We start from the raw sequence: 14165 nt of genomic DNA, 5'->3' as shown, positions 1-14165 counted from the left end.
AATTATAGCACACTATGTTTCCTTGATTCTTTATAAGTTAAGCTCAAATAGCAGTAATTTTAATTTGATGTGGAATCTGATTGACAGAAATATTTTGAAGTGATATGTTTGCATATATCATGAATGCATTAGGAAATTGCGAAAGTGATAAACAACGAACAATTGTTGCTTTACGATTAGTTTCCACAAACAATTTTGTAACGTGTAGGCGAACAGTTCATCGAACTGTCCGCCGTACAGTGTAAAAATTGTTTCGTGCGAAACTGATTGTAAAGCATACGGCACTTTCTCAATTACCTAATGAATAAATCTCAAGGAGGAAACAAAATGGCAGCACGAATTTTATTGGTCGGCAGCGTAATGATGGATCTCATACTTCGGTGTGCACGTGCACCGGAACCAAGTGAGAGTGTACTGGGACACGATTACAGCAATGCTCCCGGCGGAAAGGGCAGCAATGCCGCGGTGGCAGCAGCCCGAACAGGGGCAAAAGTCTCTGCCTATGCAACCATTGGCAAGGATTCCAACGGCGAATATCTTCTGGACTGTTGGAAGAAAGAAGGCGTGGATACCACCCATACCCTGACCCGGGAAGGTGCCAACACCGGTTTTGTGGCCATTACCCTTGAAGACAACGGACAAAACCGCCTGATTATCTTCCCCGGCGCCAATATGCTGACGCCTCCCGACGATTTAGAGAAAGCCTTTGAAGATCCTTTTGACGCCATTCTTCTGCAATTCGAAATTCCCTTTGAAACCAACGCCCGGGCGATTGAACTGGCCAATGAAAAAGGAATCATCACCGTTCTTGATGCCGGACCGGCCCAGGATTATGATCTTGAAAAACTTCCCCCAGTGACTATCCTCTCTCCCAACGAAACCGAAACTAAAGCCCTGGTGGGCATTTATCCTGGGGATATTGAAACCTGTCGGGAAGCATCAAAGAAGCTCATCGAGCGCAATGGCTGTAAGTTCGTTGTCCTGAAGCTTGGCGATCGCGGCTCCTATATCTACGGTGACGGTCTTGATGTACTGGTTCCCCCCTACAAGGTTGATGCCATTGATCCAACCGCCGCCGGCGATGCCTTCACCGGTACCTTGGCCAAGGCCTATGTTGAAATGGGTGACCTGGTTGAAGCCGCAAAATATGCCAATGCTTCCGGTGCCCTAACCTGCACAAAGCTCGGCGCACAGCCGTCGCTGCCGACTTCAGCCGAAATCGATGCGTTTTTAGCCGCCCAGAAATAAACTCCACTACGATGATTTAAATCGTCCTGGAGACAATGGTAAATCGTTGTCGGCTGCATGAGCGGACAGACAGAGTCTGTTCGTCATGATGCCGACAACTGATGTTACGATTGTCTCCAGGACTTACTTTTTGTTTATTGGCAAACTCGTCCCGGAAACAATGGCAAATTGTTTTCGGCTGCATGATCGGGTAGGCTCTGCCTGTTCGCCATGATGCTGACAGCTGATGTTACGATTTTCTCCAGGACTTACTTTTTGTTTATTGACAAACCCATCCCGGAGACAATGTCAATATCATACAAGCCTTTGCTTATCAGTTATGGTACACTTTTATCAATGAGCCGAAGGAGGTTTTTGAATGAAACAGGAAGAACGAGTCATTTGCTTTGATACCCAGCTGGAAATTGAAGCCTATGAATTTAAAGGGGTTATGCAGAAGTTCCCCAATCATTTCCATGAACACTATGTGATTGGGTTTATTGAAAGCGGGCAGCGGCGTTTGATTTACAATAATACGGAGTACATTGTGGGATCCGGGGATATTCTTTTGTTCAATCCCCTGGAAAGCCATACCTGTGAGCAGATTGACGATCAGGCCCTTGATTACCGGTGTTTGAATATCAAACCAGAAATTATGGAGAACATCGCCGCGGAAATCACCGGGAGGGTCTATGTGCCCCGGTTCACCACTCAGGTGGCTTACCGAAGCGAACAGGTTGATCTGCTGCGGGAGCTTCACCAGATGATCATGGCCGAACGAGAGGATTTTGAAAAAGAAGAACGATTTTATTTTCTCATTGTTCAATTAATCAAAGCTTACACTGAACCTGCCCCTGGTTCCGAAGACGAAACCAGTAATGCAAATATTCTTCGGGTCTGCGACTACTTAGAGAAAAATTATAATCAGCCTGTAACCCTAGATGATTTAGCGCATCTCGCAAAAATGAATAAATACTCACTGCTGCGATCCTTCACTCAGGTTAAGGGGATTACCCCCTACCGCTATCTGGAAAACACCCGGATTAATAAGGCCAAGATTTTATTGGAACAAGGTGTTGAACCCATCGAAGCTGCCATGGAAACCGGGTTTTCGGATCAAAGCCATTTCACCCGATATTTCAAGAGCTTTATCGGTCTGAATCCCGGCCAGTACCGGGATATCTTCAAAAAGGAGGACCAGTAATTGGTTGGTGCTGCAGGAACAAGGGACAATAACACGCTCGGTCATTTGGCGGCATTACTTAGCATTTTAATCTGGGGTACCACCTTTGTTTCCACTAAAATTCTGCTCCAGAGCTTTACCCCCATCGAAATCCTTTTTTTTCGGTTTATCATCGGACTTCTGACCCTAATTCTGATCTACCCACGTCGTTTGAAGGTTAACTTAAGAAGTCAGGAAATCGTTTTTGCGGCGGCGGGATTATCCGGGGTGACACTGTACTACCTTCTGGAGAATGTTGCCCTAAGCTATACCATGGCATCCAATGTGGGCGTGATTATCTGTATTGCCCCTTTTTTTACGGCAATTTTAGCCCAGTTTTTTTTAAAAGGGGAATCCTTAAACCCCAATTTCTTTTTGGGTTTTATTCTGGCCATCTCCGGGATTTTTCTGATCAGCTTCAATGGCACCGCAACCTTTGAGCTAAACCCCATCGGCGACCTGCTGGCGGTGCTGGCCGCCTTTGCCTGGGCGGTATATTCCATATTGACCCGAAAAATAGCCAGCTTTGGATACAATGCCATCCAAACCACCCGCCGGGTTTTTTCCTATGGCCTGCTTTTTATGCTGCCAACCCTGCTTTTCTTCCCTTTTAAATGGGAGCTTGGACGGTTTGCCAACCCAATTTACTTATTTAACATTCTTTTCCTGGGACTCGGTGCTTCGGCGCTCTGCTTTGTGACCTGGAGTTTTTCGGTGCGACTTCTGGGTGCAGTTAAATCCAGTATTTATATTTATATGGTGCCGGTGATCACCGTTGTCACTGCGGTAATTGTGCTCCATGAAAAGATTACCGGGATGGCCGGGTTGGGCATCCTTTTAACCCTTATGGGTTTAATGGTATCTGAAAGCAAGGTTGCCTTTAAGCAAAAAATCTGATTATAAAAATTGATCTTGACAAACTCAGCCCGTTATAATAAAATACATAGCATGCTAAGTAACGGAGAAGCTATGAAAAAGGAATCATTTATTTTAGGAAAAACCATCAAACAGCTGAGCAATCATCTTGACCGCAATTTTAATAAAGCTTTAAAGCAGTGGGAGCTCACCGCTTCCCAGTTTTCGGTGATTATGTATCTGTTGGACAATCAAAGCTCCGAAGTCAATCAAAAGACCCTTGAAGATGCCTTTTTGCTAAAGGGCCCAACGGTTACCGGAATTATTAAACGTCTGGTGGAAAAAGGTTTTGTTGAGCGCCGGACGGATAATCAGGATCGCCGGATCCACTACCTTGTTCTCACTGAAAAAAGTAAAGAACTTGAACCCTGTATGCATGAGGATATCAGCCGGCTTGAGGCAGATATCCTGAAAGGTATTTCCGAGGACAAGATTCAGCTGCTGGATGAGCTCCTTCATCAGATCATTGGAAATATTACCGATCAGTAGTCGGTGATATTTTTTTTAAGCCTATACTTAGCATGCTAACTAACAGAACACGAAAGGAATCAATTTTAATGAAAAACGATTTATTTGAAAAGTATTCAATTCCAAAGGCGGTCTTCACCTTGGCCATCCCCACCATGTTAAGCATGTTAGTCACCATTATATATAATATGGCCGACACTTTTTTTGTGGGTCAGACCGGTGATGCCAACCAGGTAGCGGCAGTATCCCTGGCTATGCCGATATTTCTGCTGCTGATGGCTTTCGGCAATATTTTCGGTATCGGCGGAGGCGCCTTTATCTCCCGGTTGCTGGGCGAGCGTAATCTCGAAGAAATTAAAAAAACTTCAGCCTTCAGTTTTTATGGTTGTATCGCTCTGGGACTCCTAAGCATGGTGGCTTTCCTGTTGTTTATGGATCCTATTCTTGCCATGGCAGGCGCCAGCATCAACACCATGGGTTTTGCCCAGGGCTATTTAACCATCATTGCCTATGGGGCTATTTTCATTTGTCTCCAGACCTCGCTGGCGCAGATTGTCCGTTCCATCGGTGCGGTTAATGAAGCCATGATCGGCATGATGATCGGAACCGTGATCAACATCGTGCTGGATCCCATTATGATTTTAGGAATGGGGTTGGGGGTCGAAGGCGCCGCCTGGGCAACGGTTATCGGTAATGTCTTTGCCGTGCTTTATTTTATCCATTACATTGTTAAAAAAAGCGATGTGCTGTCCATTAGCAGACATTATCTTAGATTTGAAGGTATCATCGCTAAAAACATATTTGCCATCGGTATACCTGCATCGGTCAATAATATTTTAATGAGTATCTCCATGATGTTCATGAATAAATACGCTTCGGCCTATGGCGATAATGTCATTGCGGCATTTGGTGTATCCAGCCGGGTTTTCACCGTGGTTGTGATGCTGGCACTTGGCCTGGCCATGGGAATCCAGCCGTTTATCGGCTACAATTATGCCCAGGGCAATTTTACCCGGATGAATAGTGCCATTAAGTTTTCAAGTATCGTCGGCATCATCATGGGTGTTATTATAATGGCGGTTTCGCTGGCTTTCCCCACCCAGATCGTTTCATTTTTTATTAATGATCCCGAGGTGGTGGAAGTTGGGGCATACATCCTAACCGTGCAAATGCTGGTGGCCCCTATTTTAGGCATCCAGTTTATTATTACCACGGTGTATCAATCTCTTGGCAAAGCCATTCCGTCGCTGATCCTTTCAGTTTGCCGGCAGGGACTGGCTTTTATTCCTCTGCTGATCATCGGATCCACCTTTTTTCAGCTTCAGGGCATTATCTGGACCCAGCCCCTGGCGGATGTTTTTTCAGTGATACTGGCAGTTGGCATGTACACCGTCACCTACCGAAAATTAAAAAAAACCATGACCGAACCGGTCGCAGTTGCTTTAGGCAAAGGCATCATTTAGCATCATCCATTAATCGTCTTACCGATCAATGATAAATCGTTGTATGCGCCTCAAGGCCCACAACTGTTGTTATCATTGTCGGTAAAACTTACTTTTTTGCTTTAATATAAATCAAAAAGTAAGTCCTGGGGACAATCGTAACATCAGCTGTCGGCATCATGGCGAACAGGCGTAGCTTGTCCGATCATGCAGCAGACAACGACTTACCATTGTCCCCAGGACGTTTTTTTTATACAGTCTGCAAAGCCTAAGCTTCTATCGCAAAGTTTTCAATCCGGCCTTCTTCATTAATATGAATCGTCCCATGAAAGAAATTATTGCCAAACACATGGGGTGAAATTTTTTGATAAAACTCACTGATGCCTTCTTTTTCGTAACTTTCTTCAATATTGCACCACTCTACATTGCCTTCATGGCTGGATTTTATGTTCCCGGAAAAGGAGTCTGATAAAAAATAGCAGGTTAACACATCATAGTCACGGCCCTGGGTGGAATTGTTGATGATTCCCTTTAACTCGGCTTGTTCGAGAACCAGGTTTGTTTCTTCAAACACTTCCCTTTTACAAGCGGTGAGCAAATCTTCTCCCGGTTCTTTTTTTCCCCCGACAATGGTGTATTGATTTTTTAGGGGCGGGAAATTTCGTCTGATCAGCATCACCTTTTTGTCTCGGACAAGGTAACAAAAGACAACAACAACATTCTTCGCATAGTTTTCCATGGTTCTCCTCTTTTCTTTTAGTATTAGGTACTTGCGGAACTCAGAAACTTAACCGCAAATAGACATTGGTTCTTTATACTAAAGATACCCTAAAAACATCCAAAGTTATCATTACTTCTCCTTTTATGACAGTAATATTAATTTTCCAGGTGCATCACAGAGGGTCTAGTCCATCTGACTGCATCTAAAACTGTAAAAACCGTCCCATGGACAATCGTAATATCAGTTGTCTCCATCATGAGCAGTACATTGGGTGGATTTTACCCTGACCCGGGGTTTAGTCTCGGGGTTTCGGGCGATTAATAATCGCCCCTTGTATACGAACCAAAATTTACAGAGAAAGCTAAGCAACCTCAACGCGCAGTCATAGATTTAAAATAAACGAATGGGATATCCGAGGTAAAGTTACCGTCCTCAAACAGAATATTTTTCTTCATTTTGATTTGAATCGCATACAGCGTTTTCATCAGTTCTTCCCGTTCATTTTCGTCAATTGAAAATTTAATGCCGTATTCATAAAAGCCATCTTCGGTTTCGTCGATCCATACCGGGCTTCCGTAGGCTTTGATATCGACCCCCAGTAACGTGGTTCTAAACTGTAGGGTGAATTCCCGTTCCAGCGGGAATTTAATATTAGAAATAAAACACAAACCCCCGGGACCAATGTTTTTAATCAATATTTTGGTATTCCCCACATTCATGTTTTTATCCTTAATTTTTAATATCATCAGATCCGCTTTTAATAATTGATGAAAGGCCAATCTGAAAAATTCACGCCGTTCTGCCCGCGGTTTAAATACAGTATTATTTATTAGCGTCGGCTTGCATTTGCCTTTTTTAAGAATTTTCTCGAACGCTTCCAACGGCAGGGGTCTGGAGTACAAATATCCCTGGCCGGCATAGCAGTTAATTTCACGCAAAAAGGATAATTGCTCCCAATTCTCGATTCCAACCGCAACCAGTTTGATCTTAAGGTCCCTGGCCAAATTAACAATGGTTTGGGCGATAATGGCCGTTGTTTTATCCGTCAGAATATTTTTTATAAAAGCACCATCCATTTTTAAAACGTCAATTCGTACGGTATTTAAACAAACCAGAGAAGCAAAACCGGTTCCCACATCATCCAGGGCTACTTTTATCCCATAGGATTCCAATCTCTGAATATCATGAATGGTTTTATCGCCCTCTTCAGTTAAGAGTCTTTCGGATAATTCCATGATCAGAAATTTCGGATCCAACTCAAATTCATCCAGTATGCTTTTGATATTTTCCACAAAATTCTTTTCATAAAATTGGATGCCTGAAAAATTAAGGGTGACGCTTATTTCTGAAAAACCATTTTTCAGCCACTTTTTATGATGTCTGCAGACTTCTCTGAGCATCCATTTGCCCATTTCAATGATCACCCCGGTTTCTTCTGCCAAATAAATAAATTCACCTGGGGACACCAACCCCCAATTCGGATGGTTCCATCGGATCAGGGCTTCGGCGGCGATGATTTCAGTGGTTTTGAGCTTAACCACAGGCTGATAATAAACTTCAAACTGTTTCTTTTCAATGGCTTTTCTGAGATCGGTTCGCAGCTCGAATTGTTTGTAATTTTGGATGCTGATATCCGATGAATAAAACTGATAGCAATTTTTCCCATCTTTTTTAGCCCATAACAAAGCAATATTGGCGTGCTTTATCAGTGATTCCCGATCTTTTTCCTCATCTGTCCGTTCATCTTCTGGTTTCGAATAGGCCTGGTAATGCTTTGAAAAAATACTGATCCCCATGTTTATTGTCACATCGAATTCATAAATATCAACCTTAAATGCCCGTGAAAACAAGTCGACAATGGACTTTGCCATGTCTTCATAATCTTCCTGGCTGTTTGAATTTCTGGCAATAATGCCAAACTGGTCTTCGGAATAGCGGCTGATAAAATTTTCATTCCCTAAAAATGCCTTTAGGCGAATCATCATTTGAATGATCATTTGTTCCCCGGACTTAAAACCCAGGGCGGCATTGATGTATTTTAATCCGTCAAAATCCAGCATAATTACAGCCAGCAAGCTGTCGTTTTCTCGAACTGTCTGACAGGAAGCCGACAGTTCCTGTTTAAAATAGGCACGATTGGGAAGCCCGGTCATTTCATCATGGGTGGCGCTATCGTTAATTTTCATTTCAACGGCTTTTTTTATGGATTTTTTTTCGGCTGTATTATGGCTTTTTTGACGTCCATGGTTGTATTTTTCTTCCCGGGCCTTTAAATTTTCATCCTGGATCTTTTCATTTGTAATGTCCTCAAGGATGCCGATCATTTTAATGGGCTGATTTTTTTCATCGTACAGAGCCTTGGTTTTTTCATGGACAAACCTGATATTGCCCTCCTTTGTTACAACGCGATATTCTAAATCATATTCCTTTCCCTCTGTAAGACCTTTGCTTGCTGTCTTCACCCTTTTCAAATCTTCGGGATGCACATAATAGTAGTAATTTTCCAAATTGGCATGAAACTCCTGGTAAGTTGTTCCCAATATATGATAAGCTTCATCAGAGATATAAACATAGTCTTCTTTGAGATCATGGGTCCAGCTCCCGATTTTGGCAAGATGCTGTACATAATTTTGATTCTCTTTTAATAATTGAAAACTCTTTTCCCAATCTGCCTTTACAAGAACTTTTCCTTTTATTTTATTGAATAGGTTTTCTCCCATAAAAGCCATATCTGCCCTTTCATTTGGTCGTTATTTTATAATCGAAAATCAGCATTAATTTTATCCATTTGTCTTGATTTTTATAACTTTGTTATATCACATAAAATCCTTCTATTCAACAATTCAAAAATAATTATTGATTGATATCATCAAAAATATCTCCTTACCCACCAGATAAAGCTCTTGAATTTATAGATAAGAACGATTATAATGAAGAAGAAGTTATAACAACGAGGAGGAACACAAATGGCTATCGCATGGACCCCTGATTTATCGGTTGGCGTGGAAAAAATTGATTCTCAACACAAAGTATGGTTTAAAAAGGCTGACGAGCTTTTTGAAGCAGGCAAAAGTGGAAAATCAAAGGATTTTGTTGTGCAGATGTTTGATTTTCTTGACGATTATACAAAACAGCATTTTCGTGACGAGGAAAACTACATGTCCAGCATTAAATACCCTGAAATTGCGGCACAAAAAACCGCCCATAAAAATTTCATCGCCGAACTTGACAAACTGAAGAAAGATTATCAGGCATCTGGCGGAAATATCCTGCTGATCATCAATGCCAATCAAATGATTATCAACTGGCTGACTCAGCACATTTCTTCCATGGATAAAAGCATTGGTAAATTTGCAAAAACCTTATAGTTTAATGGATACTTCGGGAATGACCATTAGCTCCTTGTCCGGGGACTCAGCATCCTATTGGAGCTGGTTGCCGAATGATGATCATTGCTGATTTATACAAAACTATTTTTTCAGAATACCAGCGCGGACTAAACCCACAAGCGCATTCGGAAAAATCCCCTGGGATTCGATTTTTAGTCGAATCCCAGGGGATTTTTCATCTCCAAACTCTATGTAAAGTTATCATGGAATATGACGATAAAACAAACGAGGGTAAACGTTAACAATTTAGCAGTGAACATTGAAATGACCAAATTTTTTGTGTGAAAAATAATGGCAGAGGTGATGAAAATCGTCAAATTAAAGCTCACTGCTAGGGTATTTTAATAAAATGTTTTTAATTAAACAGGAAAGTTGGTTGATTATGAAATGGTTTTATAATCTAAAAATCAAAACCAAGTTAATTACCGCATTTAGCTTGATGGGACTCTTCGCAATTATTATTGGCATTGTCGGAATTACAAATATTAAAGCTCTGGAAAAGTCGGATACTGAGCTTTATAATAATATGACGGAACCAATCGCTCAGATTGGCCAAATATCGACCTCATATCAGAGAATGCGGGTCATCGTCCGGGATATGATTATTGAAAACAGTCCGGAATTAATTAAGTCGAATACTGATAAGGTAGCCATCCGGAATACCGAAATTGATGCCGCCGCTGAAGCGTTTGAAAAGACCATCATTTCAGATGAGATGCGTATCGCTTTTGACGAATTCAAAACGTCCCGTGAGGAGGTTGCCATACAATTTGAAAAAGTTAAGGCTCTGGCAGCTGAAAATCGGGATACCGAAGCTTTTGCTCTCATGGCTGATGCCGGCGCGTACGAAATAGCCGCCAGCATCGAACAGACTGCCATTGAAAAATTGGTCCCCATGAAACTGGAAGATGCCCAGGCAAAGGCTGATGCAAACACAAATCAGGCAAACGCCACGGTTATAACCATGCTGCTGGTTATTCTTGCTGCCATTATCATTTCAATTATTTTAGGTCTTTTCATTAGTTCACTGATCAGCAATCCCCTGAAGAAAGCTGACCATATGATGCAGGAAATGAGTATGGGGCATTTTGGACTGCGCCTGAATATGGACTCCAAGGATGAAATCGGGGCAATGGCTCTGGCCATGAACAGTTTTTCCGATGATATTCAAAATGTAGTCATCGGAACCATGAACCAGATATCCGAGGGAGATCTGTCTGCCAACATCGAAATCAGAGATAATCAAGATGAAATCGCACCAGCCCTGAAGCAGATTATAGAAACCATCCGCGCTCTCGTTACTGAGGCAAATATGCTTTCTGCTGCGGCAGTGGCAGGACAGCTGCATACGCGGGGGAACGCAGCTGCCTTTAAAGGCGGATACAGGAAAATTGTTGAAGGCGTCAATGAAACCCTGGACGCCGTGGTGGGCCCTCTTAACGTAGCCGCGGATTATGTTGACCGCATCGGAAAAGGTGTGATTCCTCCTAAAATCACCGATTCCTACAACGGTGAATTCAACACCTTGAAGAATAATCTTAATGCCTGTATCGATGGTTTAGGCGCACTTAAAGAAGGCAATCGCATTCTTGGACAGATGAGCATCAATGATTACAGCGAAAAAATCGAAGCCGACTATCTGGGCATTTACGCGGAAATTGCCCATGCTATTAATGATATCCATCTCCGGCTCACCCGCATTGTTGAAATATCAACGAATATCGCCAATGGCAATATGTGTGACCTTGAGGTATTGAAAAAAATCGGAAAACGCAGTGACAATGATACCCTAATCCCAAGCTTAGTGGGAATGATCCAAAACATTGTCATGCTGGTTGAAGAAACTGAATCTATGGCCAGTACGGCGGTGGACGGCGACCTCGGCAGCCGCGGGGATACCAGCCGCTTCTCTGGGGAATTTGCCAAGGTTATCATGGGCTTTAACGAAACCCTGGATGCCGTCATTGCGCCCATCCAGGAAGCCTCGGACACCCTGACTGAACTGTCAAACGGAAACCTCCATGTATCAATGAATGGTAATTATAATGGTGACCATGCTCAAATCAAAAATGCCTTAAATCAGACCATCGACTTCCTCAGCCGTTATGTAGATGAAATAACCGGTACCCTGGAAGCCATGGGTCAGGGCAACCTCAATCAGGAAATCACCACTACCTATCTGGGAGATTTTCTGCCAATTAAAACTGCACTCAACGATATTACCACCAGTCTCAGCAATACCATGACGGACATTGACATTGCCGCCGCCCAGGTTGAAATCGGCGCCCGTCAGATCTCCGACGGCGGCCAGACCCTGGCCCAGGGTACCACTGAACAGGCCAGCTCCATTGAAGAACTCAGCGCCTCCATTGAAGAGGTTGCCGGGGAAACCAAGCGCAATGCCATGAATGCCAACCAGGCCAATGAACTGACTTTAAAGGTTCGCAGCAACGCCGTCACCGGCAATGATCAAATGCAACAGATGATTTCAGCCATGGAAGAAATCAACGCTTCCTCCAACAGTATTTCCAAGATCATCAAAGTCATTGATGACATCGCCTTCCAGACCAATATTCTGGCTCTCAACGCCGCAGTGGAAGCCGCCCGGGCTGGCCAGCACGGCAAAGGCTTTGCGGTTGTTGCTGAAGAAGTAAGAAATCTGGCCGCCCGGAGTGCCGAAGCTGTGAAGCAAACCACTGAGCTGATTGAAGGCTCCATTGACAAAGTGGAAACCGGAACAACTATCGCTGACGACACCGCCCAGAGCCTGAATCAGATGCTGACAGAAATTGAAAAAGTTGCCAATTTGGTTGGTAATATTGCCCGGGCATCCAACGACCAGGCATCCGAAATCGCGGAAATCACCCAAGGCATCGAACAGGTTTCCCAAGTAGTTCAGACCAATTCTGCCACCGCCGAAGAAAGCGCCGCAGCCAGCGAAGAGCTATCCGGTCAGGCGTTACTGCTTAAAGAAATGGTCGGCGCTTTTAACCTAAAACAGCAATTTGAAAGAAAAGCTCGAACTTCATTAGCTTCAAAGGTCACGAAGGCAAAGAACATCCCGGCTTCTGAACCAAGAATTATATTGGATGACATGGATATGGATAAATACTAGACCTTCCGGGGTATAGTTCAAGAGGCTGTTATTGCGCAATAGCAATAACAGCCTCTTTTTTTGATATCAGAAAAAATAATTAAATTCTAGTTTAATTTGAAGTTTTATTGGGTAGATTCATTAGTAATCTAAGGAAAACTGAAAGGAGGACATTATATGGCCCAGTATTATCATGAACCCTATGAAATTTTAGATGAAAAAACCAAAGACATTACCCGGGCAATCAATAGTCTTAAGGAAGAATTGGAAGCCGTCGACTGGTATAACCAACGAGTGAATGCCACCAAGGACCCCGAATTAAAAGCGGTTATGGCCCATAATCGGGATGAAGAAATTGAGCATGCCTGTATGGCCCTTGAATGGTTAAGAAGAAATATGGACAAGTGGGATGAAGAGCTGCGCACCTATCTTTTTGCCCAAAGTTCCATTATAGAAGCCGAGGAAAGTCAGGGTTCCAGTGAAACAAAGACATCAACAGGTATCAACATTGGCGATTTAAAATAAAAGGAGAAAAAATATGGATATGTTAAAGCGAACCTTAGCACCACTCACCCAATCAGCATGGGATGAAATTGATGGCAGAGCTCAGGAAGTTCTAAAAAGCCGATTAACTGCACGAAAAGCAGTAAAGGTCTATGGTCCCATGGGTTGGGATTTCACCACCTTATCCGAAGGTCGTCTTGATCTATTGAAACGGAATGACGGCGAAGTGGCAACCGGAGTTTTCCGGGTGAAACCATTGGTCGAAGCACGGATGAGCTTTACCCTCAGCCGATGGGAAATGGATAATGTTACCCGAGGCGCTAAAGACATCGATTTGACCAACCTGGAAGAAGCTGTGAAAAAAATTGCAGAGTTTGAAGAAAAAGCCGTTTATGAAGGATTTGCCGCAGGAAATATTAAGGGACTTAGAGAAGCTTCGGCCCATAAGAACATAACTTTTGGCAATGACGGTGCCCAGATTATGGAAGCTATTTCCACCGGCCTAATCGATTTGAAAGATCATTTTGAAGAAGGCCCCTTTGTTCTGATTGTGGGCGAAGAAGCTTACCGACGGCTCAACGCCGGTGCTCAGGTTTACCCTCTGCTCAAACGCATTGAATCTCTGATTAATGGAAAAATCGTTTTAAATCCTGTCATCGAAGGGGCTTATTTATTCCCCTATGACAATGAAGACTTTGAACTTACCATTGGTCAGGATTTTGCCATTGGCTATGAATCACACGATGATGAGACAATCCAGCTTTTCATTACCGAAAGCTTTACCTTCAGAGTGCTTGATGAAAATATTATTGTCAGTTACACAACTAAATAAACGCATTAATCAATAAAGGAATCTCAGTTATTCTTTTGACTTACTTAAAAACTCAGGACTGGATTTCTACAAATCCAGTCCTGAGTTTTTTACAGGTATGCCTGGCGGTAATTGCTGTTTGGCCTGGGAATGCTTCACAAGAAGCTTGGTGTCCTCGACTTATACTCCCTTGAAAAGATCACATTCTTTTTTAATGAAAGCTTTCCTTTGGATCTTTTATCCTACGGATTCAAAATCATTCTGTTTGTCGTATCATTATTATTGGGCCTCGTTATTTATTACGGTATTTTAGAAAAGCATAATGTATTTAAATTTATTCATTCCTTTGAACTCAGTTTTAATGACATTTGC

General features: G+C 42.9%; 12 protein-coding genes. 10 read left to right on the top strand and 2 right to left on the bottom strand.

Annotated features, from left to right (window positions below):
• Positions 1-327 precede the first annotated feature (327 nt).
• The 5 genes from AKG39_RS13025 (at position 328) to AKG39_RS13005 (ending at position 5295) form a co-directional block, all read left to right on the top strand.
• Positions 328-1248, top strand: a complete 921-nt coding sequence (locus AKG39_RS13025; protein WP_050740837.1) for a ribokinase — start codon at positions 328-330, stop codon at positions 1246-1248.
• Between the two features lie 358 nt (positions 1249-1606).
• Entirely contained in the window at positions 1607-2431 is an 825-nt protein-coding gene (locus tag AKG39_RS13020; RefSeq protein WP_050740836.1) for an AraC family ligand binding domain-containing protein, read from the top strand.
• Complete coding sequence (locus tag AKG39_RS13015) at positions 2432-3346, top strand: DMT family transporter (RefSeq protein WP_050740835.1); 915 nt, start codon at positions 2432-2434, stop codon at positions 3344-3346.
• 72 nt (positions 3347-3418) lie between these two features.
• Positions 3419-3853, top strand: a complete 435-nt coding sequence (locus tag AKG39_RS13010; protein WP_050740834.1) for a MarR family winged helix-turn-helix transcriptional regulator — start codon at positions 3419-3421, stop codon at positions 3851-3853.
• Positions 3854-3921: 68 nt separating this feature from the next.
• Positions 3922-5295 (top strand): MATE family efflux transporter, encoded by a 1374-nt coding sequence (locus AKG39_RS13005; RefSeq protein WP_050740833.1) that lies wholly within the window; start codon positions 3922-3924, stop codon positions 5293-5295.
• A 247-nt stretch (positions 5296-5542) separates the two neighbouring features.
• Here the strand turns inward: AKG39_RS13005 and AKG39_RS13000 are convergent, their stop codons facing one another.
• Both AKG39_RS13000 and AKG39_RS12995 read right to left on the bottom strand, forming a co-directional pair.
• Entirely contained in the window at positions 5543-6013 is a 471-nt protein-coding gene (locus AKG39_RS13000; protein ID WP_050740832.1) for an NUDIX domain-containing protein, read from the bottom strand.
• A gap of 353 nt (positions 6014-6366) precedes the next feature.
• Positions 6367-8715 carry a GGDEF domain-containing phosphodiesterase gene (locus AKG39_RS12995; RefSeq protein WP_160316193.1) on the bottom strand — a complete coding sequence of 783 codons (2349 nt, stop codon included), beginning with the start codon at positions 8713-8715 and terminating at the stop codon, positions 6367-6369.
• 246 nt (positions 8716-8961) lie between these two features.
• On the opposite strand from AKG39_RS12995, the gene AKG39_RS12990 reads away from it, so the two are divergent.
• From AKG39_RS12990 to AKG39_RS12970, 5 genes are all read left to right on the top strand, one after another.
• A complete protein-coding gene (locus AKG39_RS12990; protein WP_050740830.1) occupies positions 8962-9363 on the top strand; it encodes a bacteriohemerythrin in 402 nt (133 codons plus the stop codon).
• Between the two features lie 74 nt (positions 9364-9437).
• Entirely contained in the window at positions 9438-9626 is a 189-nt protein-coding gene (locus AKG39_RS20105; protein WP_050740829.1) for a hypothetical protein, read from the top strand.
• 107 nt (positions 9627-9733) lie between these two features.
• Complete coding sequence (locus AKG39_RS12980; RefSeq protein WP_050740828.1) at positions 9734-12499, top strand: methyl-accepting chemotaxis protein; 2766 nt, start codon at positions 9734-9736, stop codon at positions 12497-12499.
• 156 nt (positions 12500-12655) lie between these two features.
• The gene (locus AKG39_RS12975) at positions 12656-13003 is read left to right on the top strand and encodes an encapsulin-associated ferritin-like protein (RefSeq protein ID WP_050740827.1); all 348 of its coding nucleotides are present in this window, start codon (positions 12656-12658) and stop codon (positions 13001-13003) included.
• 13 nt (positions 13004-13016) lie between these two features.
• Entirely contained in the window at positions 13017-13814 is a 798-nt protein-coding gene (locus AKG39_RS12970; protein ID WP_050740826.1) for a family 1 encapsulin nanocompartment shell protein, read from the top strand.
• Positions 13815-14165 lie beyond the last annotated feature (351 nt).

It is taken from the genome of Acetobacterium bakii (assembly GCF_001263355.1).
In the GTDB taxonomy this organism is placed as follows: Bacteria; Bacillota; Clostridia; order Eubacteriales; family Eubacteriaceae; genus Acetobacterium; species Acetobacterium bakii.
Note: the sequence above shows the minus strand (reverse complement) of the source record. Positions and strands in the feature narration are given on the sequence as shown.